Here is an 18,564-nt window from a genome sequence, read left to right on the forward strand (position 1 = left end):
TCCCTCCGAGAGCGAGCGAGCTAAGCCCTTGCGTGCGCGCCGGGCGAGCGCACACCTCGACTCTACCGGCACCAGAGCGGTGGACGGATGGTCGTTCTACCCCCGATTCAGGGGGATAACTTGTGGTCTGTCCACAAATCGGCCGACTACGCGTCCAACGCCTCCGGTCCCTTCTCGACAAGAATCGCGAACTGGGCCGCATCGATGATCCGCACGCCGAGCTCCTCGGCCTTGGCCAGCTTCGAGCCGGCGCCGGGACCGGCCGCCACGAAGTCGGTCTTCTTCGACACGCTCGACGCAGCTTTGCCGCCAGCGGCGATGATCGCCTCCTGCGCGCCTTCGCGGGTGAAACCGTCCAGCGAACCGGTCGCGACCACCGTCAGACCGGAGAGCACACCCCCCGCCTCGGCCTGGGCACCGGGGCCCCTGTGGCCCGGGGTGGCGAACTGCACCCCGTCGGCCGCCCAGCGCTCGACGATCTCGCGATGCCAGTCGACGTCGAACCAGGCGAGCACAGCGTCGGCGATGATCCCGCCCACGCCGTCCACCGCGGCGAGCTCGTCTCGGGTCGCGGAACGGATCGCGTCGAGCGAGCCGAAGTGGTCGGCCAGAGCTCGTGCGGCCACCGGTCCCACATGGCGGATGTTCAGTGAGACCAGGATGCGCCACAGCGGCTTGGTGCGCGCCGCCGCCAGGTTCGCGACCAGTTCGACGGCGTTCTTCGAGGGCACATAGAGCTCATCTCCAGTGAACTCGGTCGCCTCCGGATCGAACGGTCCGTCCTTCTTCTGCCGCCGGCGGCGGAACGGGGTGTCCACCTTCTCGGCACCGGAGTCGGTCAGCTTGGGCAGGCCCGTCTCGGAATCGCGGACGACGACTTCGATCGGGAAGAGGTCGCGCACACTCAGGCCGAACAGTCCGGCCTCGGTCGGCAGCGGCGCGGTGGACGGGAAGCGGGGCTGGGTGAGGGCCGCCGCCGCGACCTCCCCCAGCGCCTCCACGTCGAGGGCGCCGCGCGAACCGATGTGCTCCACCCGGCCGCGCACCTGTGCGGGGCAGAACTCGGCGTTCGGGCAGCGGAGGTCGATGTCGCCCTCTTTCGCCGGCGCGAGCCGCGTCCCGCACTCCGGGCAGTTCTCGGGCATGACGAACGGTCGCTCGGTGCCGTCGCGCAGCTCGACGACCGGCCCGAGCACCTCCGGGATGACGTCTCCGGCCTTGCGCAGCACCACGGTGTCTCCGATGAGCACGCCCTTGGCTTTGACGACCTCCTGATTGTGCAACGTCGCCTGGCGCACCTCGGATCCGGCGACGCGCACCTTCTCCATGACCGCGAACGGAGTGGCGCGGCCCGTGCGGCCGACGCTCACCACGATGTCCAAGAGCTTCGTGTTGACCTGCTCGGGCGGGTATTTGTAGGCGATCGCCCAGCGCGGCGCGCGCGACGTGGCGCCGAGCTCGTCGTGCAGGGCGAGTTCGTCGACCTTGATGACGATCCCGTCGATCTCGTGCTCCACGCTGCCGCGGTGCTCGCCGAAGTAGCGGATGAACTCGTCGACCTCCGCCACGGTGCCGAGGACCCGGTAGTGCGTCGAGGTCGGCAGACCCCACGACCCCAGCAGCTGGTAGACCTCGGACTGGGCGTCCACGGGCGGGTTGCGCCACGCTCCGATGCCGTGCACCAGCATGTGCAGGCGCCGCAGGCGGTCGCGCATGAGCGCGAGCTGAGCGGCGTTCTTGCCCTCGGCCTTCTGCCGGAGGGAGCCGCTGGCCGCGTTGCGCGCGTTCGCGAAGACGCGTTCGCCGGCCTCTTGCTGGTGAGCATTGAGCTCGTCGAACTCCTCGACGGGGAAGAACACCTCGCCGCGGACTTCGACGACCGCCGGGAAGGGCCCGTCGCCGGCGAGGCGCTGCGGGATCGCGGGGATCTGGCGGATGTTCTCCGTCACGTCCTCCCCCACGACGCCGTCGCCACGGGTCGCGGCCGTCACCAGCACGCCGTCCTCGTACCGGAGGTTGATCGCGAGGCCGTCGATCTTGAGCTCGCAGAGGTAGTCGACCCGTCGGCCGGCGTCGCGCTCGACCTTCGCCGCCCATGCCTCGAACTCCTCGAGCGAGAAGACGTTGTCGAGGCTGAGCATGCGCTCGGCGTGCTGCACCGGAGCAAAGAGCGTGGTCTGAGCGCGACCGCCGACGGTCTGCGTCGGGCTGTCCTGGCTCTGCAGCTCGGGGAACAGCCGCTCGAGCTCCTCCAGCCGCCGCATCATGCGGTCGTACTCGTCGTCGCTCACGAGCACCGTGTCGCGCTCGTAGTAAGCGTCGCGCAGTTCGAGGATCCTGGTCGTCAGCTCCTGGGCCTCTGCACGCGCCTCGACCGCGTCTCGTGCAAGGTCGTCTTCGCTCGTCGTCTCGATCGCCACCCAGCAAGCATATTCACCACTGCCGACGCTGCGACGGCAGCGCCGGAGTCCGAACGCGACACGCCGCAGCGACGTCCGGACGTCCGGTCATCCGGCCCGCACAACGGCGATCCGCCGGACGGACGGCCGCCCGTTCCGTCCCGATCCGTCAGCGAACCGGGACGGCGGAGACCGTGCGGTCGATCGTGGTCTGGCCGAGCACGCGGGTGCCGACGTAGACGACGGCCGTCTGGCCGGGGGCCACGCCGTTCAGCGGCTCGTCCGGCCGCACCACCAGCTCGCCGTCACGCACCTGCGCCACGGCCGGCACCGGATCGGCGTGGGCGCGGATCTGAACCTCGCACGCGAACGGCGTGGCGGCATCCGCCGGCGGCAGTCCGGCCCAGGTGAAGCGCGACCCGGCGATCTCCGCGATGTCGAGGGCCTCCTTGGGACCCACGACCACCGTGTTGTCCTTCGGCCGCACCTCCAGCACGAACCGCGGCCGGCCGTCCGGAGACGGGTACCCGATGTTGAGACCCTTGCGCTGGCCGACGGTGTAGGCGTGCGCGCCCTCGTGCGAGCCGAGGCGATTGCCCTCGCGATCGAGGATGTCGCCCTGCTCCGCACCGACGTGCTCGGCCAGCCAGCCGCGCGTGTCGCCGTCCGGGATGAAGCAGATGTCGTGCGAGTCCGGCTTGTTCGCGACGCTCAGGCCGCGCGCGGCCGCCTCGGCGCGAACCTCGGCCTTGGAGGGCGTCGCTCCGAGCGGGAACATCGCGTGCGCGAGCTGCTCGCTCGTGAGCACGCCCAGCACATACGACTGGTCCTTCGCCCACGCGCTCGCCCGGTGGAGCTCCCTGTTGCCGTCCGCGTCGGTGACGACGCTGGCGTAGTGACCTGTGCAGACCGCATCGAAGCCCAGGTCGAGAGCCTTCTCGAGGAGCGCGGCGAACTTGATCCGCTCGTTGCACCGCATGCACGGGTTCGGCGTGCGCCCGGCGGAGTACTCGGCGATGAAGTCGTCGACGACGTCGAGCTTGAACCGCTCGGAGAAGTCCCAGACGTAATAAGGGATGCCGATGATGTTCGCCGCGCGCTGGGCGTCCATCGAGTCTTCGACGGTGCAGCAGCCTCGGCTGCCGGTTCGCAGGGTCCCCGGCATCCGGCTCAGCGCGAGGTGCACCCCCACCACGTCGTGCCCGGCCTCGACGGCGCGGGCAGCGGCCACGGCGGAATCGACGCCACCACTCATCGCTGCCAGAACTCGCACCGGAAGAGTCTACGCCGAGGCGCCTGTGCGCCGGCCGGGCGCACGTTCGGCGAGGCCGGCACGCGACGCCTGCGCGTATGCGCCCGGCAGCGCGGCCAGCAGCGCGTCGACATCGGCGTCCGTGGACGTCCGCCCCAGGGTGAACCGCAGCGCCCCGCGGGCCTCCTGCTCGCTCCGACCCATCGCGAGCAGCACGTGCGACGGCTCCGGGATGCCGGCCTGGCACGCCGACCCCGTCGAGACCGAGACGCCGGCGAGGTCGAGCAGGAACAGCAGCGAGTCGCCCTGCGCTCCGGGGAACACGAAGTGCGCGTTCGACGCGACCCGGTCGCCGCTGTCGGGCTCCGGACCGCTCAGCACCGCCTCCGGAACCGTCTGGCGCACCCCGCGGATCAGCCGGTCGCGCAACGCCGTGAGCCGCTGCGTCTCGTCGACGCGTTCCGCCTCCGCCGCCAGGGCCGCGGCGGCGAACGCCACGGCCGCGGCGACATCCTGCGTCCCGCTCCGCACCTGACGCTGCTGGCCGCCCCCGTGGATGAGCGGCACCACGGACGAGCTGCGACCCAGTACCAGCGCTCCGATCCCGACCGGGCCGCCGATCTTGTGCGCCGAGACGCTGAGGGCGTCCGCTCCGAGTGCGGCGAAATCGACGGGGAGGTGGCCGTAAGCCGCCACGGCGTCGACGTGGACGGGTACACCGGCCGACCGCGCGAGCGCGGCGAGCTGGGCGGCCGGCTCGATCGTGCCGACCTCGTTGTTCACCTGCAGGAGGGTGAGGAGCGCGACGTCCTCCGGGGCCCCGAGTGCGGCTTCGACGGCATCCGCGCGGATGCGGCCCTCCGCATCGAGCGGCAGCCACTCCACGTGGGCGCCTTCCGCGCGCTCCAGCCACTCGACCGCGTCGATCGTCGCGTGGTGCTCACCGCCCGGCACCAGGATGCGGGGGCGGCCGGAGCCGTCGTTGCGCGCCCAGTACATGCCCTTGACGGCCAGGTTGATCGCTTCGGTGCCTCCCGAGGTGAACACCACCTCGATCGGGTCGCAGCCCAGCGTCGACGCCACCGCCTCGCGTGCCTCCTCCAGCATCCGTCTGGCCTGCTGGCCCTGGCTGTGGATGCTCGACGGGTTGCCGACGAGCCCCAGTGCGTCGGTGAAGGCGGCGAGCGCCTCGGGGCGCAGGGGCGTGGTGGCGGCGTGGTCGAGATAGACGGGCACCGGGGCCTCCTCGGGGTGCGGCGCGGTGTGTCACTACTCTAGAACGTATGACTTCCGTGGATCCTCTGCGCAACCTGGGCGTCCGCATCGGTCCGCACGGCGGGGAGCTGCGGGTCTACTCCGCGAGCGCCGACGCGATGGAGTTCTGTCTCTTCGATCCCAAGGACCCGGATTGGCGCACCAAGACCGTCGAGATGCACCGGGATGCCGACAACGTCTGGCTGGGGCGCTCGCGCAGCCTGCAGGTCGGCAGCCTGTACGCGATCCGCGCGTCCGGGCCCGCGTCGGCGCAGAACATGTTCAACCCGGAGAGCCTGCTGCTGGATCCGTATGCGCGCGGCCTCACCCGGGTCGGTCCGGAGGAGTGGCGTTCGACCGTCGTCTCCGACGGCTTCGACTGGGGGGCGTCGCGCAAGCCGGCGACTCCGCTCGATCACACGGTGATCTACGAAGCGCACGTGCGCGGCATCAGCCATCAGAACCCGGAGCTGCCGGAGGAACTGCGCGGCACCTATGCCGGCCTCGCACACGAGTCCACGATCGCCTACCTCCAGCGTCTCGGGATCACCGCCGTCGAACTGCTGCCCGTGCAGGCGTTCACATCCGAGCAGCGCTTGATCCGGGAGGGCCTCACCAACTACTGGGGCTACAACACCCTCAACTTCTTCAGCCCGCATGCACCGTACGCCTCGCGCGCCGCGCAGGCCGAGGGGCCGGAGGGAGTTCTGCGCGAGTTCAAGGGCATGGTCAAGCTGCTGCACGAGGCGGGCATCGAGGTGATCCTCGATGTGGTCTACAACCACACCTCGGAGGAGGGCATCGGCGGTCCGCGCACCAGCTTCCGCGGCATCGACAATGCCACGTATTACCGTCAGGACGAGCACGGCGTCTATGTCGATGTGACCGGCTGCGGCAACACCGTCGACTTCGGCCATCCGGTTCCGCAGCGGCTGGTGCTCGACTCGTTGCGCTACTGGGCGCAGGAGCTCCAGATCGACGGGTTCCGGTTCGACCTCGCCGTCACGCTCGGCCGCGGCGAGGATGTCGCGTACCACCGCGACCACCCCCTCCTCACCGCGATGCTCGACGATCCGGTGCTCTCCGGCGTGAAGCTCATCGCCGAACCCTGGGATGTCGGGATGGGCGGCTGGCAGACCGGCAACTTCGCCGACGGCTGGTCGGAGTGGAACGACCGCTACCGCGACCGCGTCCGCAATTTCTGGCTGGCCGACATCGCCGACGCCCGCCGCAACGGTCAGGCGCCGATCGGCATCGGCGGTTTCGCCACCCGGCTGGCCGGATCGTCGAACACCTTCTCGCCCGAGCGCGGCCCGTTGGCCTCGATCAACTTCATCACCGCCCACGACGGCTTCACGATGGCCGACCTCACGATGTACAACGTCAAGCACAACCTGGGCAACGGCGAGGACAACCGGGACGGCACGGACAACAACCGCTCGTTCAACCACGGCGCGGAGGGGCCGACCTACGACGAGCGCATCCTCCTCGATCGGCACAAGGCGATGCGCAACCTGATGGGGACGCTTCTGCTGTCGGCCGGGGTGCCGATGATCACCGCCGGCGACGAGTACGGCCGCAGCCAGCGCGGCAACAACAACGCGTACTGCCACGACAGCGAGCTGACCTGGATGTCGTGGCTGCGCACCCGCGAACAGCGCGAGATGTTCGACACCACGCGGAGGTTGCTCGAGCTGCGCCGGGAGAACCCCGCCCTGCGCCCGAGCCGGTTCGCGGTGTTCGGCCGCACCACGCCGAACGCCAGCCACATGGACTGGTACGACGCGACCGGTGCTCTCATGGACGACGAGGACTGGAACTCGCCCGAGAACCGCACGCTGCAGTATCTCGCCGCATCCACCCCCGACAAGGAGGAGTTCAACCGTGTCCTGCTGATCGTGCACGGCGTGGAGGACGACGTGGAGGTGTCGCTGCCGGTCGCTCCCGGCGTCACCTCGTATCAGCTGCTCTGGGACAGCGCCACCGAGGTGCCGATCGCCGAAGACGGGGTCGAGCTGGAGCCGGGGAGCATCCGGATGGTCGGCGGCACCTCGATGCAGCTCTACCGCGCCAACGGGCCGCGCGTGGAGGCGCCGGCGGGCGCGACCGTGGAGCCGGACGCCGCCGCGGATGGGGGTCCGAGCGCGACGGTGGCGCCCTGATGGCGAAGCGCCCCGCCGGTGCCGGTACGCCGGCCTCTTCGGCCCTGGCCGAAGCGGGCATCCCGTTCACGCTGCATCCGTACGAGCACGACCCGGCGGCGCCGTCCTACGGGTTGGAGGCCGCCGACGCTCTCGGCGTCGAGCCGGACCGGGTCTTCAAGACGCTGCTCGCCGACACCGAGCTGGGCATCGTGGTCGGCGTCGTGCCCGTGACGGGGATGCTCGATCTCAAGGCGCTCGCGTCGGCCGTCGGCGCCAAGCGCGCCACCATGGCCGACCCGGCCGTCGCCGAGCGGCGCACCGGCTACGTGGTCGGCGGCATCTCCCCCATCGGTCAGAAGACGCGCCACGTCACGGTCGTCGACGAGACCGCGCAGCTCTTCGACACGGTGTTCGTCTCGGGCGGCCGACGCGGTCTGGACCTGGAGATCGCTCCGGCTGATCTCCTCGTGGTGACGGGCGCCGCGTACGCCCCGATCGCCCGCTGACGGGGCGCTCGGGGCCGCCGCTTACGCCTCGCCGCGCAGCTCCACGACCCGATCGTGCCGTCAGGCGGCGGCGACCAGGCCGAGCTCGGCCGGCGAGAGCAGCAGATCGTTGACCGGGACGACGCGAACGGTGTACCCGAACGACCCCGCCCAGGAGAGCGTGACGCCGCCCGAGAACTCGAGCGCGACCGACGGGTCGGCGCCCGGGATGGTGTGCCCGAGCTCCAGGCGTTCGTACCGCACACCGGTGAGGTCGTCGCCGTCCTGGCTGCGACCGTACACGAGCTGCACCTCCACGTCCTCCGGGCGGAGGCCGTTCAGGTGCACGAGGGCACGCACGCGCAGCTGATCGCCGACCTGGGGAACCGCGTCCAGTCCTCCGGCGTCCACATGGGCCACGTTCACGCCGGGCCACGCCGATCGCACCCGTCCCTTCCAGGCGGCGAGCTCGCGGGCGTCGCGGTAGTCGTCGGCGCTCAGGCGCTTCTCGTTCGCTGCCGCCGGCATGTAGAGACGCTCGACGTACTCGCGCACCATCCGCTCCGCGCTCAGCGGAGCCGACAGCGTCGCCAGAGTGTGCCGGATCTGCGCGACCCAGGCGCCGGGGACACCGTCGCTGTCACGGTCGTAGAACCTCGGCGCGATCTGGTTCTCGATCAGGTCGTACATCGCCTCGGCCTCGAGCGCGTCCCGCTCGGCGCCGTCTCCTGCGGCGTCGGCCGACGGGATCGCCCAGCCGTTCTCGCCGTCGTAGAACTCGTTCCACCAGCCGTCGAGGATGGACAGGTTGAGTCCGCCGTTCAGCGCGGCCTTCATGCCGGACGTGCCACAGGCCTCGAGCGGGCGCAGCGGGTTGTTCAGCCAGACGTCGGTGCCCGGGTAGAGCTGCTGCGCCATCCCGATGTCGTAGTCGGGCAGGAAGACCATGCGCTGACGGATCTCCGGCTCACTGGCGAACTGCACCAGCTTCTGGATGAGCCGCTTGCCCTCGTCGTCCGCCGGGTGCGACTTGCCCGCGATGACGAACTGCACAGGACGCTCCGGGTGCAGGAGGATGTTCCGCAGCCGCTGAGGGTCGTGCAGCATGAGCGTGAGCCGCTTGTAGGTCGGCACGCGGCGGGCGAAGCCGATCGTGAGGACGTTCGGGTCGAGGAGGTCGCTCATCCACACCGGCGCGATGCCGCCAGGGTTCTGCGCCTCCCAGGCCGCGGCGAGCCGGCGGCGCGCATCGCGGACGAGCTGCTCGCGCATGCGCGTGCGGACGCTCCAGAGGTCGAGGTCGCTGATCGCGCCCGAGTTCGCCCAGTCCGCGTGCGTGGTGTCCTCGGTTCCGAGGCGCTCGACGGCCAGGGATCGCAGCATCGGGTCGGTCCAGGTCGGTGCGTGCACCCCGTTGGTGACGGAGTCGATCGGCACCTCCGGGGTGTCGAATCCGGGGAAGAGGCCGCCGAACATCTGCCGGCTCACCTCTCCGTGCAGCCGGGAGACCCCATTGGCGTGCTGACCCAGTCGCAGCCCCATCACAGCCATGTTGAACACCGCGTCCGAGCCGCCGGGATAGTCCTCGGCGCCGAGCGCGAGCACCTGCTCCACCTCGACCCCCGGCAGCAGCGACGTGGAGAAGTAGCGCTCCACGAGCGGCCGATCGAATCGGTCGATGCCGGCCGGCACGGGCGTGTGCGTGGTGAAGACGGTCCCGGCGCGCACGACCTGCAAGGCCTCGTCGAACGTCAGTCCCTCGCCGATCAGGTCGGAGATGCGCTCCAGCCCCAGGAAGCCGGCGTGACCCTCGTTCGTGTGGAACACCTCCGCAGCGGGGGCACCGGTGAGCTCGGCCCATGCCTTGACGGCGCGCACGCCGCCGATGCCGAGCAGCAGCTCCTGCAGCAGCCGGTGCTCGCCGCCTCCGCCGTACAGCCGGTCGGTGACCGAGCGCAGGCTCTCCTCGTTCTCCGGGATGTCGGTGTCGAGCAGCAGCAGCCGCACCCGTCCGACGGCCGCCTGCCACACGCGCGCGTGCAGCTCCCCGGCAGGCAGCGCCAGCGTGATCTGCACCGGCGCCCCGTCGGGATCGCGCAGAACGCTGAGCGGAAGGCCGTCCGGATCGAGCACGGGGTAGCTCTCCAGCTGCCAGCCGTCCGGCGTGATCGCCTGCGAGAAGTAGCCGGACCGGTAGAAGAGCCCGACGCCGACCAGCGGCACGCCCAGGTCGCTCGCCGCCTTCAGATGGTCGCCGGCGAGGATGCCGAGACCGCCCGAGTACTGCGGAAGGGTCGCCGCGATGCCGAACTCGGGAGAGAAGTACGCGATGGAGGCCGGCGCCGCGTCACCGAGCGACTGGTACCAGCGCGGGTCGTGGATGTACGCCCGCAGTTCGTCCCTGACGTGGTTCGCCCAGTCGACATAGCCGGGGTCCGCCGCGAGTTCGGCGAGCCGCGACGGATCGACGGAGCCCAGCAGGGCGATCGGGTCGTGCCCCACCTCCTGCCACAGCTCCGGCGAGATGCGGGCGAACAGCTCCTTGGTGGGCTCGTGCCACGACCAGCGGAGGTTGCCTGCGATCTCCTCCAGAGCGGAGAGGGTGTCGGGGAGGACGGCGCGGACGGTGAATCTACGGATGGCCTTCACTCGCACGAGCATAAACGAGGCTCGTGACGGGATGGTTAAGTCGGGCTCATGACGCGTGGATGAATGAGTGTACGGTCGGCATGTGGGAAAGAGCGCAGCGACCAAACCATCAGCCGCCGCAGCAGAGAAGGCGCCGGCACCCGTCGACTCGGCGGCCGGCGCGCCGACAGCCGACGACTACGAGCCCCTCCTCCCCCGGATCCCCATCCTCGACCTGTCCCCGCAGGTGGACGACGGCCAGTGGGCGGCATCCGCGTTCAGCGGGGAAGTCGTCCCGTTCCGGGCCACGGCGTTCCGCGAAGGACACGACCGCATCGGCGTGGACCTCCTCCTGCTCGACCCCTCCGGGACGCAGACCGAGCACCACATGCGCCCGATCGCGCCGGGCACCGACCGCTGGGAGGTGGACGTCCAGCTCGAGCAGGAGGGCCGCTGGCGGTACCGCGTGCAGGCCTACGCCGACGAGTACGCCACCTGGCGGCACAACGCCGAGGTCAAAGTGCCGGCCGGCATCGACGTCGAGCTGATGCTGACGATCGGTCACGACCTCCTCTCGACGGCGTCCGCGGACAAACGGCGCAGCACCGCCGAGCGCCGCCATCTCTCCGAAGCGGCGAGGGTGGTGGCGGACGGCGCCCGCGACGTGGACGAGCGCTTCCGGGCGGCCGTCGACGATCGCATCACGCGCATCCTCACGGAACGTCCCGTCGTCGCCCTGCCCTCGCTCTCGCCGACGCGCTCGGTGCTGGTCGAGCGCACGCGCGCCGGCGTCGGCAGCTGGTACGAATTCTTCCCGCGGTCGGAGGGCGCCAAGCGCCTGCCGGACGGCCGCTGGCAGTCCGGCACGTTCCGCACGGCGGCCAAGCGGCTGCCGGAGGTGGCTGCGATGGGGTTCGACGTCGTCTACCTGCCCCCGATCCACCCCATCGGCCGCACGTTCCGCAAGGGGCCGAACAACACCCTCGAGGCCGGCCCGAACGATCCGGGCTCGCCGTGGGCGATCGGCGGACCCGATGGCGGCCACGACGCCATCCATCCCGACCTCGGCACCGAGAAGGATTTCGTCTTCTTCCTCGGCAAGGCCAAGCAGGCGGGGTTGGAGATCGCCCTCGATCTCGCCCTCCAGGCCTCCCCCGACCACCCGTGGGTGGCCCAGCACCCCGAATGGTTCACGACACTGCCCGACGGCACGATCGCGTACGCGGAGAACCCGCCGAAGAAGTATCAGGACATCTACCCGATCAATTTCGACAACGCCTACGACGGGCTGCGCGCCGAGGTGCTGCGGATCGTGCGGTACTGGATGTCCCTCGGCGTCCGGATCTTCCGCGTCGACAACCCGCACACCAAGCCGCTGCACTTCTGGGAGTGGCTCATCCACACCGTCAACGAGACGGACCCCGACGTGGTCTTCCTCGCCGAGGCGTTCACACGGCCTGCGCTTCTGCACACGCTCGCCAAGGCGGGATTCCAGCAGTCGTACACCTACTTCACCTGGCGGAACACCAAAGAGGAGCTCGAGGAGTTCCTCGACGGCCTTGCCCATGACACCGCGGACTTCCTCCGCCCGAACCTGTTCGTCAACACGCCGGACATCCTCACGGAGTACCTGCAGTACGGCGGCCCGGCCGCCTTCAAGATCCGGGCTGCGATCGCCGCGACGGGCGCACCGACCTGGGGCGTGTACTCCGGCTTCGAACTGTACGAGAACGTCGCCCGGCCGGGGGCGGAGGAGTACATCGACAACGAGAAGTACGAATACCGGCCGCGGGACTACGCACGCGCCGCGGCGCTCGGCCGCTCCCTCGCGCCCTACCTGACGATGCTCAACCGCGCGCGGAGCGAGCATCCGGCCCTGAGACAGCTGCGCAACCTGCACGTGCACGGCAGCGAGGACGACGCCGTGCTGGTGTACTCGAAGTACCTCGCGGGCGCGTTCACACGCAGCGGCAAGCCCGACGCCGTCCTCGTCGTCGCCAACGTCGATCCGCACTCGGTGCGCGAGACGATGGTCCACCTCGACGTGACCGCGTTCGGCATCGAGCCGGGCGCGCAGTTCGAGGTCCGCGACCGGGTGACCGGGCAGCGCTGGACCTGGGGCGCCGACAACTACGTGCGCCTCGACGCGTTCACCGAACCGGTGCACATCCTTTCCGTCAAGCCGTTGGAGGCAGCACGATGACCCCGATCCCCGAAGGCGCCGCCGCTGTCGACCTGCCCGCCCTCGACGACGGCGTGCTGCACGCCGTGGCCACCGGCAGCTACCACGACCCGCATGCCGTCCTCGGCCAGCACCAGGTGGCCGCGCCCGGCGTGGAGGACCCGATCACGGTCATCCGCGCGCTGCGGCCGCTCGCCGAAGCCGTGTTCGCGATCCTGCACACCGGGGCGCACATCGAGCTCGCGCATCTGGCGCACGGGATCTGGCAGGGTGTCGACATCGTCGGCCCCGGCGCCTACGAGATCGAGGCGCGGTACGCCGGCGGCAGCACCTGGACCACCGACGACCCCTACCGTTTCCTGCCCACGATCGGCGAGCTCGACCTCCACCTGATCCGGGAGGGCAGGCATGAGCAGCTCTGGACCGCGCTCGGCGCCCACGTGCGCGACCTCGGCGGGGTCACCGGCACCGCGTTCACCGTGTGGGCGCCCCACGCCCGCGCTGTGCGCGTCGTCGGCGACTTCAACGGCTGGGACGGCACGCTGCACGCGATGCGCAACATGGGCGCCTCCGGGGTCTGGGAGCTGTTCGTGCCCGGTCTCGGCGAGGGCTCCATCTACAAGTTCGACCTCCTCGGCGCCGACGGCGGGTGGGTGCGCAAGATCGACCCGATGGCGCAGGCGGCAGAGACGCCGCCCAACACGGCGTCCGTGATCTCGGTGAGCCGGCACGACTGGCAGGACGCCGAGTGGATGCGCCGCCGCGCCGCCACCGACCCGCACTCCGGGCCGATGAGCGTCTACGAGCTGCACTTCGGCAGCTGGCGTCCCGGTCTCGGCTACCGGGAGGCGGCCGATCAGCTCATCGACTACGTGGGCGGGCTCGGCTACACGCATGTGGAGTTCCTCCCGCTCGCCGAGCACCCGTTCGGCGGCTCGTGGGGCTACCAGGTGACCGGCTACTACGCGCCGACCAGCCGTTTCGGCTCCCCCGACGACCTCAAATACCTCATCGACCGGCTGCACCAGGCGGGAATCGGCGTCATCCTCGACTGGGTCCCCGGTCACTTCCCGAAGGACGACTGGGCCCTCGCCCGGTTCGACGGTCAAGCGCTCTACGAGCACCCCGACCCCCGCCGCGGCGAGCACAAGGACTGGGGCACCTACATCTTCGACTACGGCAACTCGCAGGTGCGCAACTTCCTCGTCGCCAACGCTCTGTACTGGCTCGAGGAGTTCCACGTCGACGGCCTCCGGGTCGACGCCGTCGCCTCGATGCTCTACCTCGACTACTCGCGCAACGACGGCGAGTGGGAGCCCAACATCCACGGCGGCCGCGAGAACCTCGAGGCGATCGGCTTTCTGCAGGAGGTCACCGCGACCTCCTACAAGCGCAATCCCGGCACGGTGATGATCGCCGAGGAGTCGACCAGCTACGCCGGCGTCACCGCGCCGACGTCGTCGGGCGGCCTCGGCTTCGGACTCAAGTGGAACATGGGCTGGATGCACGACGCTCTCCAGTACATCCAGGAGAACCCGATGTGGCGCAGCTACCACCACAGCGAGATCACCTTCTCGTTCGTGTACGCGTGGAGTGAGAACTTCCTGCTGCCGATCAGCCACGACGAGGTGGTGCACGGCAAGGGGTCGCTCATCGGCAAGATGCCCGGCGACCACTGGCAGCAGCTGGCGAACGTGCGCGCGTTCCTCTCGTTCATGTGGGCGCACCCGGGCAAGCAGCTGCTGTTCATGGGCCAGGAGTTCGGCCAGTACTCCGAGTGGAGCGAGGAGCGCGGACTCGACTGGTGGATGCTGGACCAGCCCAGCCATCGCGGGCTCTGGAACCTCGTGGCACAGCTGAACGCCGTGTACCGCGACAACCCGCAGTTCTGGTCGCTGGACAACGACCCGGCCGGCTTCGAGTGGCTCGACGGATCGGACGCGGCGGGCAACGTGCTGGCGTTCCTCCGCAAGGACCGCGACGGGTCGCCCATCGCCGTGCTGCTGAACTTCTCGGGGAACCCGCATGAAAGCTACCGGGTCGGCCTGCCCTTCGCGGGCGAGTGGGAGGAGCTGCTCAATACCGACGCGAGCGACTTCGGCGGCTCGGGAGTCGGCAACTTCGGCGGTGTGACGGCCCACGACGAGCCGTGGATGGGCCGTCCGGCCTCCGCTGTGCTCACACTCCCTCCGCTGGGAGCGCTGTACCTGCGTCCCCGGGGCCGGTGATCCCCGGCCTCCGCACCCGCGCTTCGTGGCCCGGTGCGTCGCAGCCTCAGTCGGCCGATCGGGCCAGCCACGCGGAGTAGCCGAGCCCGTCGAGGGCGTGCTCGGGCGCGAGGTTGCTCCCGGCGCGCCACGCCGAGCCCAGCGGGCCGCCGAGCCGCACGGAGAGGATCGGCCGGCGCGTGCCGCTGGCCTGCTTCCACTGGTGGGCGAGCGACCGGGCCGACTCGACGCGCGGGCCGCCCACCGTCCGGATCGAGTCCGGATCGCCGCTGCCCTCTGCGGCGTCGACGAGCACGCGTGCGACATCGGAGACCGCGATGGGTTGGAACCGGGTGGACGCGGGCGACGTCAGGATTCCGAACCGGCGCCCGCGCTCGAAGATCGCGGTGACGAAGTCGTGGAACTGCGTCGCCCGGACGATCCGGGCCTCCAGCGGCGACTCGAGGTAGGTGCGCTCCTGCATCAGCTTCGCCCGGTAGTAGGGGTGCCGGGCGCCGTCGATGCCGGCGACCGAGAGCAGGACCGCGTGCCCCACGCCGAATCGGGCCGCCGTGTGCAGGAGGTTGCCGGAACCGTGCGCGAACACGTGGGACGCCCGTCGTCCGGTCGCGTTGCTGACATCGACGAGAACGTCGACGTCGCTGACGGCCTCCTCCAGGCCCTCACCCGAAACGAGGTCGACAGTGACGTAGTCGGCACCGACCACGTAGCTCCCCGCGTCGTCGTCGGGCGTGCGCCTGGCCGCCACCACGACCTGGTGACCGCGTTCCACCGCTTCAGCGGCGACGGCGCGACCGGCCAGACCGGTCCCACCGACGACGAGCACTCGGGACATGCGCGAGCCTTCCAGGCGAGGGGGTGTCAGCCGCCCGACCGAGGCTCGGCACGGGGCCGAAAGGCGACGTCAGTAGAGCAGCGACGCCAGCCTAGCCCGCGCCTTGCCGACGCGGGGGTCGTCCACACCGACGATCTCGAAATACTCCAGGATGCGCGCCCGCACCGTCTCCTTGCCGGCGGAGTCGAGCTTCGGGAAGAGCGTGAGCAGCCGATCGAACGCGTCGTCGACATGGCCGCCGGAGAGGTCGAGGTCGGCGACGGCCAGCTGGGCGTCGCGGTCGGACGGGTCGGCGGCGGCAGCGGTACGGATCTCGTCCAGCGTCCGCCCGGCCAGACGGTCGAGGAGGCTCACCTGCGCCAGGCCGGCGATCGCCATCGTGTCACGCGGATCCTGGGCGATCGCCGTCTTGTAGGCGGCGATGGCGGCCTGGTAGTCGCCACGGTCGATCGCTTCGTACGCCTCGGCGTGCAGCGGCGGGAGCGGTTCGGGCTCCGGCTCCGCGTCGGCGCCCTCGGGCGATGCCCCGGCGTCGGCGTCGACCGCGGCGGTGCCGGTCACACCGTTCTGCGCCGCCAGCTCGAGGAGCTGCGCGATGACGTCGCGCACCTGCTCCTCCGGGAGAGCGCCGGCGAACAGCTGAACGGGGCGGCCTGCGACGATACCGGCGACCGCCGGAACCGACTGGGCCTGGAACGCCTGCACGAGTTGCGGATTGGCATCGACATCGACCTGCACCAGGACGATCCGTCCGCCGAGGTCCGAGGTGACCGTGTCCAGGACCGTCGCCAGACGGCGGTCGGGGTCGGCCCAGGAGGCCGACAGCGCAACCACGACCGGCACGCGCATCGACAGGTCGATGAAATCGTTGAAGTTCGCGTCGGTGCCCTGGAAGAACAGGCTCGGCAGCTCGATCGCCTCACCGGCGACCGGCTCCCCCGTCGCCCCGCCTGCGGCGGCCTGCGGCCGGTTGACGAGGCCGCTCAGGTCGACGGCGCCGCGGAGGTTGGTCGGAGTGGGCGGGATCTGGCTCATGCGATTCTCCTGAAGCTGACGATTCGCGGACAGCGGGTCCGGACGGGTTAACAGGATACGGCGCGGACGGGCTGCCGCAGGAGGCGGCCCGGCTACTGCACCTCGCGCGCCGAGACCAGCCCCTGCGAGAAACCGAGCAGGCGCACCTTCTCGGTCGAGCCGGCCGGAGGGACGTAGAACGCGAGCTGGTAGCCGTACACCGACTCGATGCCGGTGTTCGACTGGGCGACGCCGCTCAGCGCGGCCGTCGTGGCGCCCGCGATCACCTGTGCGCCGGCCTCCTGGACCTTGTGCAGCTGCACTTCTTCGGGGTTCACCCAGACGATCGCGCCCGAGTCGTTGGTGGCCATCGAGATCACCGGGCCGGTGCCGAGCCGGCTCGTGAACGTCAGCGACGAGGTGTTGCCGAACTGCTGGGTGAGGCGTGCCTGCTCCTGCTGCTTCCACGATGCGCCGACCTGCGCGACGAGCTTGTCGTCCGTGAGGTCGAAGCTCGAGTTCCACTTGCTCTTGTCGCCGTTGAGCAGGATGTCGCCGTAGGCGGCGGCGATCTCGCTCGGCTGCACCTTGAGCAGCTTCGAGTCCGGCGGCACGACCGCCGCGCCGATGCTCGCCGGCGCGAGGTTGGGCACCTTGACGTTCGGCTCGAGCGCGATGGCGTACTCGACCATGTAGTTGTCGCGCGGCGTCTGCTGCACGAGCGCCAGGGCGAGCGGGGCCTGCGGCTTGCCCGCCGAGTCGTTCGGCATCTTCAACACGGCCGTGACCGTGCGGGGCCAGCTGTCGGTCGCCTGCGGCAGCGACAGCTCCAGCGGACCGGCGGGAATGGCGGGAAGCGGGGGCTGGTCGGCCTTCTTGGCACGGATGGCGTAGTTCGCGGTGCGCAGCTGCAGCGCCGGGCCCGCGAAGCGGAGCTTCGCGAGGGCCGGGTCGTTCTTGGCGTCGGCGTTGGCGGCCACCACCGAGATGCGCTTGACGATGCGCTCCAGCTGCGGGACGGTCACTGCCGGCGGAAGCTGGTTGTCGCTCTTCGGAACGCTGGTACTGGTGGGCGTCGGCGTCCCCGTCGGGCCATCGGCGAACGCCGCACCGGCTCCGACGCCGGTGAAGGCGAGGACGGCGGCGAGGACGGCGGGGACCATCGCCCGGGTGCGACCGCGGGAACGGCGACCACGCGGAGTCGCCTCGATGGACGCCGTCGGCTTGTACTTCGGGGCTTTGGGGAGCTTGGGCATCTTGGGTCCGCTCTTGCGTCGGGGGCCGCGCGACTTGCGGTGGGTGTAGAGGCCCCACAGGTACAGCGCGATGCCGATCACCAGGAGGACGAGACCGCCGATGATGAGCGGGAACGCCCACGGCGTGCTGGTGTCGACCGGCCAGGTCAGCAGGATCTTGTTCGGCGCCGGCTTGGTGCCGTCGCTCGCGATGATGACGCTCACGCCGTCCGGCACGTTCATCCTCGTGGTCTGGGCGTCCAGGCCGTCGTACTCTTCGAGCCAGAGGTCGGAGCCGGCCGGGTTGGGCCCGGGCGTGGCAGCGGCCGTCGAACCGGAGCCGGCCGTCGCAGCGGGCGTCGGCGTCGGCGTCGGCGTGGCCGGGTCCGCCGATCCGTCCGTGGAACCGGAGCCGGCCGTGGCCTTGGGGGTGACCGTCTTGACGGTCAGCTCGCCGGTGCCGGGCCGGTAGCCGACGGCGGCGTACTTCTGGCCGCCGATCCACGCGGTGACGTCAGCGGTGCGGCCGTACGCGACCATCTGCGTCTTGGCGTCCGGCGCACCTGCGATCGAGAGCGTCTGCTGACCCGGGTGGGCGTTCAGCGCCGCGCTGGAGATCACGATGTACCGTGCGTCGCCGCCGACCGTCGCCGAGGCAGCGATCTGCGACGGGGGTGCGAAGATCGTGCGCTGGGCGATGCCGGCCACGATCATGACGGCAGCGACCACGAACGCGACGATGGCCAGTACGAAACGCAAACAGACTCCTCATGTGCCGGGAGGGGGCGGGGCACAGACACACAACGATAGTCGAGCACCCTGAAAGGCATCTAACCGTTGTCTGCGCGCTCACGCAGTCCCCCATGCGGGTACGGGCGTCGAAATGTAAGATCGATGCGGCGCGCGCG

At 70.4% G+C, this 18,564-nt stretch carries 11 protein-coding genes; 4 read left to right on the forward strand and 7 right to left on the reverse strand.

What is annotated here, in order from left to right; all coding sequences use genetic code 11:
* Positions 1-146 precede the first annotated feature (146 nt).
* The 3 genes from ligA to Q0Q23_RS06375 form a co-directional block, all read right to left on the reverse strand.
* Positions 147-2,420, reverse strand: a complete 2,274-nt coding sequence (ligA, locus tag Q0Q23_RS06365) for an NAD-dependent DNA ligase LigA (protein WP_295121057.1) — start codon at positions 2,418-2,420, stop codon at positions 147-149.
* Between the two features lie 148 nt (positions 2,421-2,568).
* Complete coding sequence (gene mnmA / locus Q0Q23_RS06370; RefSeq protein WP_295121060.1) at positions 2,569-3,672, reverse strand: tRNA 2-thiouridine(34) synthase MnmA; 1,104 nt, start codon at positions 3,670-3,672, stop codon at positions 2,569-2,571.
* Positions 3,673-3,681: 9 nt separating this feature from the next.
* Positions 3,682-4,887, reverse strand: a complete 1,206-nt coding sequence (locus Q0Q23_RS06375) for a cysteine desulfurase family protein (protein ID WP_295121063.1) — start codon at positions 4,885-4,887, stop codon at positions 3,682-3,684.
* Positions 4,888-4,934: 47 nt separating this feature from the next.
* Here Q0Q23_RS06375 and glgX point away from each other — a divergent pair, with 47 nt between their 5' ends.
* Both glgX and ybaK read left to right on the forward strand, forming a co-directional pair.
* Positions 4,935-7,067, forward strand: coding sequence for a glycogen debranching protein GlgX (glgX, locus tag Q0Q23_RS06380; protein WP_295121066.1), 2,133 nt, complete (start codon positions 4,935-4,937; stop codon positions 7,065-7,067).
* On the forward strand, positions 7,067-7,555 hold the full coding sequence (gene ybaK / locus Q0Q23_RS06385) for a Cys-tRNA(Pro) deacylase (protein WP_295121070.1): 489 nt from the start codon (positions 7,067-7,069) through the stop codon (positions 7,553-7,555). Before glgX ends, ybaK begins: the two co-directional genes overlap by 1 nt.
* A gap of 60 nt (positions 7,556-7,615) precedes the next feature.
* Here the strand turns inward: ybaK and glgP are convergent, their stop codons facing one another.
* Positions 7,616-10,183, reverse strand: coding sequence for an alpha-glucan family phosphorylase (glgP, locus tag Q0Q23_RS06390; RefSeq protein WP_295121073.1), 2,568 nt, complete (start codon positions 10,181-10,183; stop codon positions 7,616-7,618).
* Positions 10,184-10,265: 82 nt separating this feature from the next.
* On the opposite strand from glgP, the gene Q0Q23_RS06395 reads away from it, so the two are divergent.
* On the forward strand, positions 10,266-12,365 hold the full coding sequence (locus tag Q0Q23_RS06395) for an alpha-1,4-glucan--maltose-1-phosphate maltosyltransferase (protein WP_295121076.1): 2,100 nt from the start codon (positions 10,266-10,268) through the stop codon (positions 12,363-12,365).
* Positions 12,362-14,572, forward strand: coding sequence for a 1,4-alpha-glucan branching protein GlgB (gene glgB, locus Q0Q23_RS06400; protein ID WP_295121079.1), 2,211 nt, complete (start codon positions 12,362-12,364; stop codon positions 14,570-14,572). The genes Q0Q23_RS06395 and glgB overlap by 4 nt, the downstream gene beginning before the upstream one ends.
* A gap of 46 nt (positions 14,573-14,618) precedes the next feature.
* On the opposite strand, the gene Q0Q23_RS06405 is transcribed toward glgB, so the two are convergent.
* From Q0Q23_RS06405 to Q0Q23_RS06415, 3 genes are all read right to left on the reverse strand, one after another.
* Positions 14,619-15,407, reverse strand: coding sequence for an SDR family oxidoreductase (locus tag Q0Q23_RS06405; RefSeq protein WP_295121082.1), 789 nt, complete (start codon positions 15,405-15,407; stop codon positions 14,619-14,621).
* Positions 15,408-15,476: 69 nt separating this feature from the next.
* The gene (locus tag Q0Q23_RS06410) at positions 15,477-16,442 is read right to left on the reverse strand and encodes a tetratricopeptide repeat protein (RefSeq protein WP_295121085.1); all 966 of its coding nucleotides are present in this window, start codon (positions 16,440-16,442) and stop codon (positions 15,477-15,479) included.
* Positions 16,443-16,534: 92 nt separating this feature from the next.
* On the reverse strand, positions 16,535-18,415 hold the full coding sequence (locus tag Q0Q23_RS06415) for a hypothetical protein (protein ID WP_295121088.1): 1,881 nt from the start codon (positions 18,413-18,415) through the stop codon (positions 16,535-16,537).
* Positions 18,416-18,564: the final 149 nt, after the last annotated feature.

This window comes from uncultured Leifsonia sp. (assembly GCF_945957465.1).
Classification (GTDB): domain Bacteria; phylum Actinomycetota; class Actinomycetes; order Actinomycetales; family Microbacteriaceae; genus Leifsonia.

What these genes read in the sequence shown, in the direction of transcription:
- Q0Q23_RS06405 (WP_295121082.1), bottom strand. Translation starts at nt 15,407, where the DNA reads ATGTCCCGAGTGCTCGTCGTCGGTGGGACCGGTCTGGCCGGTCGCGCC.
- glgX (WP_295121066.1), top strand. Translation starts at nt 4,935, where the DNA reads ATGACTTCCGTGGATCCTCTGCGCAACCTGGGCGTCCGCATCGGTCCG.
- ybaK (WP_295121070.1), top strand. Translation starts at nt 7,067, where the DNA reads ATGGCGAAGCGCCCCGCCGGTGCCGGTACGCCGGCCTCTTCGGCCCTG.
- glgB (WP_295121079.1), top strand. Translation starts at nt 12,362, where the DNA reads ATGACCCCGATCCCCGAAGGCGCCGCCGCTGTCGACCTGCCCGCCCTC.
- Q0Q23_RS06410 (WP_295121085.1), bottom strand. Translation starts at nt 16,442, where the DNA reads ATGAGCCAGATCCCGCCCACTCCGACCAACCTCCGCGGCGCCGTCGAC.